This window comes from Chitinophaga sp. NPDC101104, from assembly GCF_050277495.1.
Taxonomy (GTDB): domain Bacteria; phylum Bacteroidota; class Bacteroidia; order Chitinophagales; family Chitinophagaceae; genus Chitinophaga.
On sequence record NZ_JBNNSF010000001.1, the window covers coordinates 3,881,810 to 3,896,156 of the forward strand.

The following is a 14,347-nucleotide window of genomic DNA, read 5'->3' on the forward strand; positions in this document are numbered from 1 at the left end:
AAAATCCACCGGAATATCCGCCGCCACATCCAACGCCTGTGTTTCCTTCCGAGAACCAACCTGCTCAAACATGCACCACCAGCTTGCAGGGTAATTGGATACTCCGGGCCGATTGCTCCCCGCCTTCCCCTTCACGTATCCGGGAAAACAGCTGCCTGGCGGCCTCCAGCCCCATTTCGTGGGAGCTTTCTTCGATAGACGCCGCCGGCTTATGGTCCAGGTAATCGAGGATCGGCAGGTTACCGAACCCCGTAAACGGCATCGCCTCCACCAGTTGCGGATGGTATTTCTTCAAAAATGCGATCCCGTCCAGCGCCATGTAATTCTTGAATGCGAACACAGCCGTGGGCGGCACTTCCAACGCCAGCATCCGCGCCAGCGCCGCTTCGGTATGCTCCCGCGAAAAATCCACCACTTCCACCAATTCTTCCCGCAAGGGGATGCCATGCTGCTGCAAGGCCAGCTTATACCCCTCGTACCGCGCATTCCCCGTCCGCATCCCTTCCGGCCCCCGCAAATGCGCGATATGCCGGTGGCCCTGGCGAATGAGGAAATCCGTAGCCAGGCGGCCGCCTTCCATGTTATCGCTCGACACGAAGTCGAATTCCGGCGTGGCCGGCTCCCGCCCGATGCACACCACCGGGATCCCGATGGATAATAACTTCTGATAAGGCGCCATATCCGTACGCGTCTTCGAAATCGCCGCCACCACACCGTCTACCCGGTTGCGTATCATCAGGTCGATGATCCTTTCTTCCTTCTGCTCATCTTCCCGCGACTGCGCCAGCATCACATGGTACCCCTTTTCTTCCGCCGCCGCTTCCACACCGTTGGCCGCGAAAGCATAATATTGGTCGAGAATGTCGGGGACGATGAGGCCCAGCGTAGACGTGCGGTTCAGCTTGAAATGCCGCGCCGCCTCATTGGGAATGTAGTTCAACTCCCGCGCCAGCGCCTTCACCCGCTCGCTCGTCAACGAACTGATCGTGGCATCGTTGTTCAATGCTTTGGATACCGTTGACACAGACATATTCAATTTCCGCGCAATATCTTTGATCGTTACTCCCCTTTTCATATTTCAATAAACGATTTCAAACGTTGTAGTAGACTTTTTTCACCCCTTATGTAAAGTTAAATCGATTGCAAATACTAATTTGGTAAAAGAACATTGAAAAATCACGTTTGCGGTAATATTATTTTTTCACGTTAAAACAAGCATTTCCGTTACCCGCCATTCGAACCATATTGTAAAACACGACACACAGACGATTGCTATTTGATCACGTATTGAAAACTGTTATTGGTCCGTTCGGATCAAAATACATCACGTTTGCGGTAATTTATTTTTTCACGTTTAAAACTGACATTGGCCAAACAAGCCTGTTTGACCATTTCACACAGCACATTTAACACTAACACGTCGATATTACCATTTCTAAATCCTTAATCTGATTCACCATGACAATGCGTATCGGAAGGAGGCCTTATTGGACCTCCCCGGCCTGCTGCGCCCTGCTACTCGCGCTATCAGCCGGAATCCCCGCCGCCAGCGGCATGTATGCAAACGTTTCCAAAACTTCCCTCCGGGTCGTCAAAGACATCAGCGGCGTAGTCCGCGACAAATCCGGCGCCGCACTCCCCGGCGTTACCATCTCCATCGAAGGCACCACCAAAGGCACTACCACAGACGCGCAGGGCAAATTCACCCTGACTGCCGTGCCCGACAACGCCGTGCTCATTTTCACCTTCATCGGCTATCAGCCGCTCAAAGTGCCGGTCGCTTCCACCAACTCGTGGAACATTGTCCTGCAAGACAATGCCACACAGCTCGACCAGCTCGTAGTAGTGGGATACGGCACCCGTAAAAAATCGGACCTCACCGGCGCCGTGGCACAGGTACAGGTAAGCAAACTGGAGAACGAAAATCCAGCCACCGTCCAGGACGCGCTCCGGGCCAATGTGCCCGGTCTTTCCGTAACGTCTTCCAACTCCGCCAAAGGCGGCGGCGACCTCCAGATCCGCGGACGCTCGTCGCTCAACGCCAACAGCGCACCCCTCCTGGTGCTCGACGGTGTCATCTACCCCGGCGCATTGTCTGACATCAACCCGAACGATATTCAAACGATAGACGTCCTCAAAGACGCGAGCGCCGCGGCCGTTTTCGGTGCCAAATCCGCCGCAGGCGTAGTCTTGATCACCACCAAGAAAGGCTCGACCGGCAAGCCGCAGGTAACCCTCAACAGCAACATCGGCCTCGCCACCCTCGCCATGGACCAGCCGCTGTACGACGGGCCGGGTTTCGTGCACTGGCGCACAGACGTGCTCAAAAGCATGAACGCCAACGCAAAGCCTTACCAGTTCGACGATCCCCGCCAGCTCCCCCCGGATATCACCATCGACCAGTGGAAAGCCTACGACAACTCGCAGGGCGACCCCGTCGACATCTGGCTGAACCGGCTGAAGATCCTCTCGCTCGAAGTGAAAAACTACAAAGCCGGCAAGCAAACCAACTGGTACGACCAGATGTTCCAGAAAGGCCTCCGCAACGATCATACGATCAGCGTAGGCGGCAGAACGGACAATACTTCGTATTACATTTCCGCCGGATATACGAACAACGAAGGCGTGATCCTCGGCGATAAATTCAAGACTTTCCGCACCCGCATCAATATCGAGACCAAAGCCGCCAAATGGGCCATCATCGGTGTTAACCTGCAATTCGCCGACAGGGATGAAAGCCAGGTGACGGTGGATTGGGGACAGATGATCAACGCCAGTCCATGGGGAGAAAAATACAAAGACGACGGGGTGACGCTGCGCGACAGTCCGAACGACGACATCGGCAACAACACCAATCCCTTCCTCAATTATGCATATACCGACCGGCTGCAGAAGTTCCACACGCTGTTCGGCAGCCTCTACGCCAAAGGCGAGCTGGGCTACGGGTTCTCCTACCAGGTGAACTTCACGCCGAACTTCGAATGGGGAAAATACTTCAACGCCAACCTGGCCAAGGATTTCCGGTATGCGGCGCGGCGCGGGTACGCCGTTCGCCGGCAGCAGGATTTCTTCAACTGGCAGATCGACAACATCCTCCGCTGGAACAAGACTTACGGCGATCATGACTTCGACGTAACGTTCCTGTACAACGCTGAAAAATACCAGAGCTGGCGCAACCAGATGGAAAACGAAGGCTTCGACCCGAACGATAACCTTTCCTGGCACAACATCGGCGCGGGCATCAAACCCGTGATCAGCAGCTTCGACTCCCTGGCCACGGGAGACGCGCTCATGGGGCGCCTCAACTATGCCTGGAAACAGAAATACATGCTGACGGCCTCTATCCGCCGCGACGGCTATTCCGCCTTCGGACAGGCGAACCCCAGGGCCAACTTCCCCTCCGTCGGCCTGGGATGGGTATTCAGCAAGGAGAAATTCGTGAACCTGCCCTGGCTCGATTTCGGTAAGCTGCGTGCTTCCTGGGGCGTGAACGGCAACCGCGATATCGGGCGGTACGTGGCGCTGGGAGACCTTTCCACCGGAAAATACCAGTACATCATGCCCAACGGCAACATCGTGCTCGTATCGCAACTCTACGGCAACCGCCTGCAGAACCCCATGCTGAAATGGGAAAAAAGCAGTTCGTACAACCTGGGCCTCGATTTCGGCGTGCTCGACAACCGCCTCACCGGTACCATCGAAGTGTATAAGAAAATCACCACCGACCTCATCGTCAACCGCACGATCTCCGACGTAACGGGATACTTCAACGTGATCTCCAACCTCGGGGAAGTGCAGAACCAGGGCGTAGAACTGAACCTGAGCAGCGTGAACGTGAAAACGCCTGACTTCGAATGGGGCACGAACCTGAACTTCTTCACCAACCGCAACAAGATCGTGAGCCTGTACGGTCCGGCCCCGGTGAAAGGGCCCGACGGAAAGATCGTGATGAAGGAAGCGGACGACCGGGTCAACAAATGGTTCATCGGCCGGGATATTGAGGAGATCTGGGACATGAAAGTGCTCGGTGTATGGAAGACTTCCGAAGCCGACGAAGCGAAGAAATTCGGCGTGAAGCCCGGCGATTTCAAGCTGGAAGACACCAACGGCGACGGCAAATTTTCCGACGACGACCGCCAGTTCCTCGGCTACCGCTCCCCCCGCTACCAGTGGACGCTCCGCAACGATTTTTCGTATAAAGGCATCTCACTGTCTTTCATGCTGTACAGCCATTGGGGGCACTACAAGGAATACAACCAGGCCAAGAACAACACCGGCTTCATCGACCGGCAGAACTCCTACATCATCCCCTACTGGACGCCGGAAAACCAGATCGACGATCACGCGCGCCTGTTCTCCAACAACGGCAGCCTCAGTTTCACCAATTGGCGGAAAGCTTCGTTCATCCGCCTGAGCACCGTGGCACTGGCCTATTCCGTTCCGAAGGAAATCAGCAAAATGATCGGCATCGGTTCGCTGAAAGTATACGGCAACGTGAGCAATGCCGCCATTTACCAGCCCGACTGGATGTTCTGGGACGCCGAATATGGCAACACGCCGCCGGCCAGGAACTGGTCGCTGGGGATCAATGCTACTTTTTAACGAGTTGAAAAAAAAGAACCATCATGCGTAAGAACTTCACATATACCGGCGCTGCCGTCCTGATCGCGGGGGCGCTCACCATAGCAACCGGCTGCGGGAAAGACTGGCTCGTTCCCAAACCGCTTTCCTTCTACGAGCCCGACGAAACTTTCGTTGACGCCGCCGCCATGCGCGCAGGCCTCGTAGCCTGCGCCAGGAACGCAAGGATCGAGTATTACGGCGACAATCCGCCTATCCTCACCGAAATGCTGTTTTCCGAAGTGACGGTGGAAGGCGTAACGGACAAATCCGGTCCCCCGCAAGACCTCAACCTGCTCATCACGCCCGATGGCGCCAATGAGAACAGTGCGGACCGCGCCCGCATTTACCATTACTGGAGCGAAGGCTACAAAGGCATCAAATACGCCAATACCATCATTTCCCGGATCGACAACGCGAAGTACGCCAACGCGGCGGAACGCAACGCCATCCTGGGCTCCGCCTATTTCCACCGCGCGCTCCGCTATTACCGGCTCTGCATGCAGTTCGGCGATGTACCGGCCCCGATGGTGGAGGTACTGGAAGCGCGCACCGATTTTTATACGACGAAGCGGGACGTGATCCTGGAATACATCAAAAAAGACCTGGATTCCGCCAAAGACTGGGTTTCCGATAACGTCTCCCGCGGAGAAGTGACCAAAGGCGCGATCCTCCACCTGCTCACCAAGGTGAACCTGGCCTTGGGCAAGTTCGACGATGCCATCGCTTCGGCGAGCGCCGTGATCGACGGAGGCTCGTATTCCCTCATGCGGCAACCCTTCGGCGCCACGAAGAAAAACGTGATCTGGGACCTGCACCGCCCGGAAAATAAAGCGCTCGGCGAAAACCGGGAAGGCATTTTTTATGTGATAGACCGGTTCGGCGACGGCGGGTTCGACGGCGGGATGCGCATCATGCGGCAGGCCGTACCTTTCTGGGGCTCCAACATCTCCACGCCTTCGGGTAAAAAAGGCACGAACGACAACGTGAACCCCGAATTCGTGCAAAGCAGTTTGTACGGCCGCGGGATCGGACGTTGCCGCCCCACGCCTTACAGCCTCTACGAGATCTGGAACGATCCCAACGATCTCCGCCACGCCAAAGGCAACTGGATGAACATGGAAGATCTCGTGTATAACGATATGGGCCTCAAGAACAGCAACGACCCCAATTACCTCAAGCCCCTCCAGCTCCGTAACGCCGCCGGAGGCATTTTGTGTACGGACACGATCCGCTGCTGGTTCGGCTGGCCGCATTACAAGATTTTTGTGCCCGATACGGAAAACTCCCCCATGCAGGGCGGCCATTCCGACTGGTATATTTTCCGGCTCGCCGAAACGTACCTGCTGCGTGCGGAGGCTTATTACTGGAAAGGCCAGTCCGGCCTCGCGATCGCCGATCTCGACCAGGTGCGCACCCGCGCCGGTTGCGCACCGTTCACGGGAACGCTGGATATCGGCACCATCCTCGACGAACGGGCCCGCGAACTGTTTTTCGAAGAACCGCGGAAAACGGAGCTGACCCGCATGTCGATCATCTTCGCCAGAACGGGCAAAGCCGCGCCTAACGGCAAAACCTACACGATGGACCGCCTGTCCGACGACAACTTCTTTTACGACCGCGTGATCGCCAAAAACGACTTCTACCGCCTGGGGATCGTGACCAATCACGGTGATAAATTCACGATCAGCCCCTACCACATTTTCTGGCCCGTGCCTGCCAAGTCTATCCAGGCGAACGTGCACGGCGTGATCAACCAGAACAAGGGATATGTGGGAACGGAAAGGAACGAGCCGGCGAAAGACGCGGTAGACATGAAAGCGGATTGATGATTTGCATATACATCCCCTTTTAACACAATGAACAGCGGTCGCCGGTTCCGGCGACCGCTTATTTTTTCCCCCTTGCAACCCTGCCGCCAATTCTTTATTTTTAAGGACATCAATCCAAATTCCACGTCATGACCCAATTCCATATCAACCGCCGTCATTTTCTGAAAGGGGCTACCGCCGCGCTGGCGCTTTCCACCCTCGGCGCATACGGCCTCGATGTCATCAACCCATCCAAACCATACCGTGTTGGGCTCATCGGCACCGGCTGGTACGGCAAAAGCGATCTTTTCCGGCTGATACAGGTGGCGCCGGTTGAAGTGATCGCCCTGTGCGATGCGGATGAAAACCAGTTGAAGGAAGCCGCCGTGCTGGTATCGCAACGCCAACAATCCGGCAAAACACCAAAGCTTTACCGCGACTTCCGGAAACTGTTGTCAGAAAACCAGCTCGATATCGTGCTCGTAGGCACGCCCGACCATTGGCATGCGCTGCAAACCATCGCCGCCCTCAAATCGGGCGCCAATGTGTATGTCCAGAAGCCGATCAGTGTAGACGTTTTGGAAGGCGAAGCCATGGTGGCCGCCGCGCGGAAATACGGCAAAGTGGTGCAGGTGGGCACCCAGCGCAAAAGCACACCGCATCTCATCGACGCGAAAAAGAATATCGTGGACGCAGGGCTTTTAGGCAAGGTGCATCACGTCGAAATGTGCTGCTACTATCATATGCGCGCCAACGGCAACCCGCCCGTACAGGCCGTTCCCGATCATTTCGATTATGAGATGTGGACCGGCCCCGCGCCCCTCCGGCCGTTCGACGGCCTGCCGCACATCCGCTGGTGGCGCACCTTCATGGAATACGGCAACGGCATCATGGGCGATATGTGCATCCATATGTTCGATACCGTCCGCTGGATGCTGCAGCTCGGATGGCCCAAACGCATCAGTTCCACCGGCGGCATTTACGTGCAGAAAGAAGGCAAATCGAATATCGCCGACACGCAATCCGCCATTTTCGAGTACGACGGCCTCAACTGCACCTGGCAACACCGCTCCTGGGGCACGCCGGCCGATCCCAAATACCCCTGGGCATTTACGCTTTACGGGGAAAAAGGCACCCTGAGGGCCAGTACCATGTCTTACGACTTCACGCCGCAGGGCCAGGGCGAACCCGTCCATAAAGATGTGGTGTACGAAAAGGAAAAATACCCGGAAGACGTCAACGAAAAAGGCATCGAGCTGAACGCCGCGCCGGCCACCCGGCTCCATATGCTCAACTTCCTCGAAGCCATTACCAGCAAAGGCAGGCCCATAGCCGATATCGAAGAAGGGCACATCAGCACGGCGAGCTGCATTCTCGCCAATATTTCCATGCAAACCGGACGGCCGGTGATCTATGATCCGCAAAGCCGCATCATCCAAAATGACCGCGAAGCCACGGCGCTCCTCCAGCGCCCCTATCGCGGCAACTGGCAGCATCCGGCAGCGTTGCTGGTCTGATCAGGACGCGTACAGCTCCAGCGGAAGACCGTCGGGGTCCGTGAAGAAAGTGAATTTTTTACCCGTGAATGCATCGATGCGCACCGGCTCGCAGGCGACGCCATGCGCGGCCAGGCTTTTCACCGCCGCATCGATATCGTGGACGGAAAACGCGAGATGGCGCAATCCCCGCGCTTCGGGCGATGAAACCCTTTGCGGAGGTTCCGGGAAAGAGAAGAGTTCGATGGTATATATGCCGTTGAGGGCGAGATCGAGCTTCCAGGAGTCGCGCGCGGCGCGGTAGTTTTCTGCGATGACGGAGAACCCCAGCACTTCCGTATAAAACTGTTTCGAACGGTTATAATCGGAGCAGATGATGGCGATATGGTGGATGTTTTGCAGTTGCAGCATAGGCAAAGGTAAGGAATCAGCGGATGAGGGTCACCGTTCCCCGGCGACTGAATTTCCTTGCCGTATAATCCGTTCCTTCCACCATCCAGACATAAGTGCCGGCAGGCGCGGGGTTGCCGTTCACTTCGCCGTTCCAGTGGTCGGACAGCGATTTCGATTCCCAGACGATCTTGCCCCAACGGTCCCACACCCTGAAAAAAGACAGTTGCGTAACGCCCGGCGCGATGACACGGAAACGGTCGTTCACACCGTCATTATTCGGCGTAAACCCGGTAGGAACGTAGAATTCCGGGCCGGTATATACCTTCACCATCAGTTCGTCTTCCTGCACACAACCTTCCGGCGAGCGGACGGTCAGCCGGTACGATTGGTCCCTCTCCGGAACTGCGATGGTTTCCGGCGACGAAGGATCGCTGAGGCCCGTGGAGGGCCACCAGCGGTATTGCAGGTTGGAGCCTGTGGCCACGGCGTGGAGCTGGAGCGGCTGTCCGCGGGAAACGACCGTATCGCGCCCTGCTTCCAGCCCGATGTCCGTCACTTTCGCTTCCAGGGCGATGGGTTTCGCCGCGCATCCGTCACCGGAAATGGCGTATGCGGTTACGGCGTAGCTGCCCCGTTCCGGAAAGCGGTAGCCTGTGTTTTGCCGGTGAATGGTTTCTTTCCCGCCGATTTGCCAGTACCAATCGGCGATCGTGATGGCCGGTGTGCGATTGGCAGCCCGCAGAACGGTCGGTTCCCCGATGCAGGCGTGCGCTGCCGTTGCGGAGATTTCTGGTGTGGGGTAAACGGTAATATCTTTCGTGACAATATCGCCACAACCTTCTTCAGACGTGGTTTCGAGGGTTACGGAATACGTTCCGGGCGCGGTATACGGCGCCACCGGGTGCTGTGCGGTGCTGGTTTTGCCGCCGCCGAAATCCCAGCGCCATTTGCCGAGGGTGCCCACTTCCACCGTGGAGGCGTCGTTGAGCTGTAGCGGGGCGCCGGTGCAGAGGGTGTCGTGTCCGAAGTCCGCTTCGGGATAGGAACCGATCGTCACGGTGTTTTTCAGGGTATCGGAAATGCATCCGCTATTGTCTTCGATCACCATCTTCACTTCATATTTCCCCGCTTCGGGATAGAGATGCGGCTTCGGAAGCGGATCGCCGAGCTTCGTACCGTCGCCCAAATCCCAGTACCAGCGCGTGATGGTGCCAAAAGAGCTGGAATTGTCGAGAAAGGTAACGGGCGTTCCGTCGCAGAAAATCTGTCCACCGTTGAACTGGAATTTCGGGCGGAGCGCCGCGCAGAATTGCTGCAGGTTGGAAGCGCCGGCGGTAGCGGCGGCAAAGCCCCAGAACACCATCGGGTCGTTCCCGAAAACTTCGCCCACCAGATCCTTCACGACCGACTGCCGGAGCTGCCCGTCTACCCAAACATCCAGCTGGTGCGCCGTTGCGTTCCACCGGATGCGGAAAAGATGCCACTGGCAGTCTTCGATATTATCTTTCCCGGCCAGCAGTTGCGTGGGCCCGGCGATGTTTTCCGGCGCGGCATGGTTAGACACGCCGTTGATCTGGATGGAGAGATGATCGAACGCGGGATCGTTTTCGTCTGCATTGTGCCAGGTGTCGACGAGGATGCCCACTGAAGGGGAAATCCCCTTAAACCCGAGGCCCTGCCCGTTGCCGCCGAGGTTGGTGCCTTTGGTCTGCAGCACGAAGCCCATCCCGTCGGCCCCGGCCTGGTCTTTACATCCGAGATAAATTTCGAACGTATAATCGAAAGACTGCAGGAGGCTGATCTTGTTTTTATTCCACACCGAGCCGCTGGATTGCAGCTGGTCGGGCGTGAGCACGTAGCAGTTGCAGCTCTGTTGCGTAGCGGAGCCATTGAGGATGTAGGGCTGCTGTGCAGACTGTGCCGATGCGGTGATCCACGAAAATAGCAGACAGGAAATAAGGCTGTTGGCGCGCTTCATGACGATTGCTGGGCGATATCCGGACAAGATAGGTAAAAAACGGGCGGGATGGGGCGATGTGCGGGAGAATCCGGGATATTTTACTGGTTTAGGTAATGTGAACTGCCTGATTGCCCCGAAAAAGTCTAAATTAGCACCTCCAAGAAACGTGCATATGGAATGGAAGAACGGCACCACCTACCAGGCGGCCGCTAATGTAGCCGGAACGATCGAGCAGCATTTTTTGCGGCACCTGGACGAAGCCCGGGCGCAGCAAGACGAAGAAGGACTGGCGAGCGTGCCCACGGCCCGGCAAATCGAACAGATCATCGACGTGGCCTTCTGGGCCAGTTTACGGAAAGAGGAAGGCCTCCCTACCCGCATCTCGATCGCATTTCTGCAACCCACGGAAGCCGGCAAGCCCCTGCTTTTCGAGCACCGGTTGCCCTATTCGCCCAAAGTGCTGGCCAAGCTGGCGCCGGGCGTGGAGCGGGCCGGCGTGCATGTAGGCGTGTGGGAAGAGAACGGGGAAATGGTGATCTGGGGTACTACCCTCACCCTGCCGAAATACTGTTTCGTGCTGGACGTGTCCGAACCGGGGCTCCTGGTGGTGAAGCACCGCCGCGCCGCAGGGCTCGGCAAGTTCATCAACGTGGCCGTGCTGCAGGGCGATTCGGTGAAAGTGGTCAACGAACAATGCGGCATCCGGACCGATTGCCCGAACATGCTCACTTCGCTCCTGGGGATCCACGCCTCGCCGCTGTGGAACCACCCGGTGAACGTGCTGATACAGATCGCCGTGTCGATGCGGGCGCACCGCCGCGGAGGAACGCTCCTCGTGACGCCCCACCAGCATGATAAATGGAAAGAATCCATCGTGCAGCCGCTCACCTATCCCGTATCCCCCGCTTTCAGCGGCGTGGCCGACCTCATCCGGCAAGACGGCGAGCCCACCAGCGAGATCTACTGGCAAAACGCGCTCCGCCGCGAAGTCGCCTATGTAACGGGACTGACGGCGGTAGACGGCGCCACCGTCATCAACGACCGCCACGAACTGCTGGCCTTCGGCACCAAGATCACCCGGGCCGCCAACTCCCAACCCGTCGAAGAAGTACTGCTCACCGAGCCCGTTACCGACCGCCAGCCGCTTCTCATGCACCCTTCCCGCCTCGGCGGCACCAGGCACCTTTCCGCCGCGCAGTTCGTGTACGACCAGCGCGATGCGCAGGCGCTGGTAGCTTCGCAGGACGGCTATTTCACCGTCTTCTCCTGGTCGCCCGACTCGCAGATCGTCATGGCGCACCGGATAGACGTTTTACTGATCTGACCATCTCTCATTTCCCGATTTCACCATTATGTCACAACAAACGATCGATAGCCTCCGCGAGGCGTTGAAATTTTCGCCAGACAATGTGCCGCTACGGCTCCATCTCGCCGAAACCCTCCTGCAAATGGACCGGTTCGACGAAGCCGAGCAGGAATTCCGCGAAGCCCTCGCCAAAGCTCCCGGCGAAAAAGCGCTGATCGGCCTGGCCAGGGTTTACTATCGCAAGGGCGCTTATGCCACCTGCAATGTGATCCTGGAAGACCTCATGCGCACACAACCCGATAACCTGGACGTGCTCCTCCTATATACCCGCTCCCTGCTGAAGGAAAACGACATGGATACCGCCATCCGCACCTATCAGCAGCTGCTGGACATCCATCCCGAATTCTCGGACCCGGAACTGGACAGCCAGCTGCGCGTCCGCAGTTTCACGAACGACATGGGTGGCGACGATGATGAGTACGACGAAGAAAACCTCACGATGTTCATGCAAAAACCCGACATCACGTTTGCGGACGTGAGCGGGATGGAACATGTAAAAAAGGAGATCGACGTCAAGATCATCCGGCCCATGCAGCACCCGGAACTGTATAAGGCGTACGGGAAAAAGACGGGCGGCAGCATTTTGCTGTACGGCCCGCCGGGATGCGGCAAAACCATGATCGCCAAGGCCACTGCCGGACAGGTGAACGCGCGGTTCATTAATGTGGGGCTCAACGAGATCCTCGATATGTACCTCGGCAACAGCGAGAAAAACCTTCACCGTATTTTCGAATATGCGCGCGACAATACGCCCTGCGTGCTTTTCTTCGACGAGATAGACGCCATCGGCGCCAACCGCAACGATATGAAGCAATCCGCCGGGCGCCAGCTCATCAACCAGTTTTTACAGGAGCTGGATGGTGTGGAATACGACAATTCCGGCATCCTTATCCTGGGCGCTACCAATACGCCCTGGCATATGGACCCCGCGTTCCGCAGGCCCGGCCGGTTCGACAGGATGATTTTCGTTCCCCCGCCGGACCAGCCCGCGCGCACGGCCATGCTGCAAAAGAAATTGCAGAGCAAGCCGGTGGAACAGGTGGATTATGAAGCCATCAGCAAACAAATCCCCGAGTTCTCGGGCGCCGACATCGAAGCGGTGATCGATATGGCGGTAGAAGCAAAACTGGAAGAATCCTTCAAAGACGGCATCCCCCAGCCCATCCGCACCAAAGACCTGCTGGCGGCGGCCAAGCGCCACCGGGCCAGTACGCGGGAATGGTTTTCCGTGGCCAAGAACTTTGCCCTGTATGCCAACGAAGCTGGGCTGTACGACGACATCCTCCTGTACCTGAAAAACATGAAATGACATGGACCACAACATGATCGAACGCGCTGTATACCTTATGCAGCACCGAAAATACCGCGAAGCGGAAACCGCAATCCAGCAAACGCTGGCCCGCTACCCTATGGACACCAACGCCCTGGGACTGCTGGCCGAAGTGAAGATCCAGCTGGACCAGCACGACGAAGCCCTCCAGATCGTAAACGATACCATCGGCCTCGACCCGGCAGACGACAGGCTGTATTACCAGCGCGCGCGCATCCACCTCAATAACGAAGATTACAACGCCGCCGAAGCCGACCTGCGCGAAGCCATCCGCCTCGATCCGCAGGAAGCGGGATATTATGCTACCTACGCCCTGCTGCTCAACCAGCGCAAGAAATTCTCCGAAGCGCTGGCCATGGCCGAACGGGGCCTGCAGATTGACCCCGAGAACATATATGCCATCAACGCCCGCAGCACGGCGCTCCTGAAACTGAACCGCAAGGAAGAATCGTTCGAGGGCATGGAAAACGCTTTCCGCCACGATCCCGAGAACGCCTATACGCACGCCAACTACGGCTGGGGCCTCCTCGAAAAAGGCGATTCCAAAAAAGCACTGGAGCATTTCCGGGAAGCGCTGCGCATCGATCCGTCCATGCAAATGGCGCAGGCCGGCATGGTGGAAGCATTGAAAGGCCGATACCTCGTGTACCGCCTCTTCCTGAAGTACGCGTTCTTCATGGCCAAGCTCAGCGAAAAATTCCAATGGGCCTTTATCATCGGGCTGTACCTCGCCACAAGGTTCCTCAGCGGTATGGCTACCGCCAGGCCCGAGCTCGCACCTTACCTTATGCCCGTGGTCTACCTCATCATCGCGTTCGCATTTACGACCTGGGTGATGGAACCGGTGAGCAACCTTTTCCTCCGGTTCAACAAATACGGCAAATATATGCTCGACGATAAGGAGATCAGCGCTTCCAACTGGGTGGCGGTGAGCCTTGGCGTGGCCGTTGCCGGCATCATCGGCATGCTGGCGACAGGCGGCGGCGCGGGATGGCTCGTGATGATCTACGCGGGCATTTCGTACATGATCCCCCTCAGCGTTCGTAACCGCACGTTCAAGCAGCAATTACTGATGCAGGCGTATATTTACGGGCTGGGTGCGCTGGCGATCGCCGCGATCGTAACGGGCTTTATGACCGGAAAGCCATTCTCCACCTGGTCGATGATTTACCTTTTCGGGTTCATCGCTTTCCAGTGGGTGGTGAATTTCATGATGATCCGGAGAAACAACAGATAAATTCCCTTGTGAAAAGGGTGCGTTATATGGCCCGCGGCACTTTGTGCCGCGGTCTTTTTTTTTGTATCTGGATGAATGATTCGCGCTGGCCCGGCGCCAGCAGCGTAAAGCTGCGTTTTGTTGCTGGATGAATG

General features: G+C 57.1%; 9 protein-coding genes and 1 pseudogene. 6 read left to right on the top strand and 4 right to left on the bottom strand.

All coding sequences use genetic code 11. The annotated features are described in order from the left end of the window. Positions 1–64: 64 nt before the first annotated feature. The gene (locus tag ACQKLP_RS15725; protein WP_427324366.1) at positions 65–961 is read right to left on the bottom strand and encodes a LacI family DNA-binding transcriptional regulator; all 897 of its coding nucleotides are present in this window, start codon (positions 959–961) and stop codon (positions 65–67) included. Then, a pseudogene (locus ACQKLP_RS15730) lies at positions 935–1,075 on the bottom strand (LacI family DNA-binding transcriptional regulator); the annotation flags it as partial. The pseudogene ACQKLP_RS15730 and the gene ACQKLP_RS15725, both read right to left, overlap by 27 nt. Before the next feature lie 383 nt (positions 1,076–1,458). Here ACQKLP_RS15730 and ACQKLP_RS15735 point away from each other — a divergent pair. The 3 genes from ACQKLP_RS15735 to ACQKLP_RS15745 all read left to right on the top strand — a co-directional run bounded on the left by ACQKLP_RS15735 (position 1,459) and on the right by ACQKLP_RS15745 (position 7,948). Continuing rightward, positions 1,459–4,602: a SusC/RagA family TonB-linked outer membrane protein gene (locus ACQKLP_RS15735; protein WP_427323712.1), complete on the top strand. Its 3,144-nt coding sequence runs from the start codon at positions 1,459–1,461 to the stop codon at positions 4,600–4,602. Between the two features lie 23 nt (positions 4,603–4,625). Continuing rightward, positions 4,626–6,449, top strand: coding sequence for a RagB/SusD family nutrient uptake outer membrane protein (locus ACQKLP_RS15740; RefSeq protein ID WP_427323714.1), 1,824 nt, complete (start codon positions 4,626–4,628; stop codon positions 6,447–6,449). A gap of 131 nt (positions 6,450–6,580) precedes the next feature. After that, positions 6,581–7,948, top strand: coding sequence for a Gfo/Idh/MocA family oxidoreductase (locus ACQKLP_RS15745; protein ID WP_427323716.1), 1,368 nt, complete (start codon positions 6,581–6,583; stop codon positions 7,946–7,948). Here ACQKLP_RS15745 and gloA2 read toward each other — a convergent pair whose 3' ends face one another. Then, the gene (gene gloA2 / locus ACQKLP_RS15750) at positions 7,949–8,338 is read right to left on the bottom strand and encodes an SMU1112c/YaeR family gloxylase I-like metalloprotein (RefSeq protein WP_427323718.1); all 390 of its coding nucleotides are present in this window, start codon (positions 8,336–8,338) and stop codon (positions 7,949–7,951) included. It abuts the gene before it with no gap. 16 nt (positions 8,339–8,354) lie between these two features. Then, positions 8,355–10,298 carry a lectin-like domain-containing protein gene (locus ACQKLP_RS15755; RefSeq protein ID WP_427323719.1) on the bottom strand — a complete coding sequence of 648 codons (1,944 nt, stop codon included), beginning with the start codon at positions 10,296–10,298 and terminating at the stop codon, positions 8,355–8,357. A 154-nt stretch (positions 10,299–10,452) separates the two neighbouring features. Between ACQKLP_RS15755 and ACQKLP_RS15760 the strand changes: the two genes are divergently transcribed. From ACQKLP_RS15760 to ACQKLP_RS15770, 3 genes are read left to right on the top strand one after another with little or no spacing between them, the layout of a single operon-like run. Then, the gene (locus ACQKLP_RS15760; protein WP_427323721.1) at positions 10,453–11,604 is read left to right on the top strand and encodes a putative sensor domain DACNV-containing protein; all 1,152 of its coding nucleotides are present in this window, start codon (positions 10,453–10,455) and stop codon (positions 11,602–11,604) included. A gap of 28 nt (positions 11,605–11,632) precedes the next feature. After that, entirely contained in the window at positions 11,633–12,955 is a 1,323-nt protein-coding gene (locus tag ACQKLP_RS15765; RefSeq protein ID WP_427323722.1) for an AAA family ATPase, read from the top strand. A gap of 1 nt (position 12,956) precedes the next feature. Then, complete coding sequence (locus ACQKLP_RS15770) at positions 12,957–14,213, top strand: tetratricopeptide repeat protein (protein ID WP_427323724.1); 1,257 nt, start codon at positions 12,957–12,959, stop codon at positions 14,211–14,213. Positions 14,214–14,347: the final 134 nt, after the last annotated feature.

Coding starts and splice junctions, on each gene's coding strand:
- ACQKLP_RS15735 (WP_427323712.1), top strand. CDS start 1,459: ATGACAATGCGTATCGGAAGGAGGCCTTATTGGACCTCCCCGGCCTGC.
- ACQKLP_RS15740 (WP_427323714.1), top strand. CDS start 4,626: ATGCGTAAGAACTTCACATATACCGGCGCTGCCGTCCTGATCGCGGGG.
- ACQKLP_RS15745 (WP_427323716.1), top strand. CDS start 6,581: ATGACCCAATTCCATATCAACCGCCGTCATTTTCTGAAAGGGGCTACC.
- gloA2 (WP_427323718.1), bottom strand. CDS start 8,338: ATGCTGCAACTGCAAAACATCCACCATATCGCCATCATCTGCTCCGAT.
- ACQKLP_RS15755 (WP_427323719.1), bottom strand. CDS start 10,298: ATGAAGCGCGCCAACAGCCTTATTTCCTGTCTGCTATTTTCGTGGATC.
- ACQKLP_RS15760 (WP_427323721.1), top strand. CDS start 10,453: ATGGAATGGAAGAACGGCACCACCTACCAGGCGGCCGCTAATGTAGCC.
- ACQKLP_RS15765 (WP_427323722.1), top strand. CDS start 11,633: ATGTCACAACAAACGATCGATAGCCTCCGCGAGGCGTTGAAATTTTCG.
- ACQKLP_RS15770 (WP_427323724.1), top strand. CDS start 12,957: ATGGACCACAACATGATCGAACGCGCTGTATACCTTATGCAGCACCGA.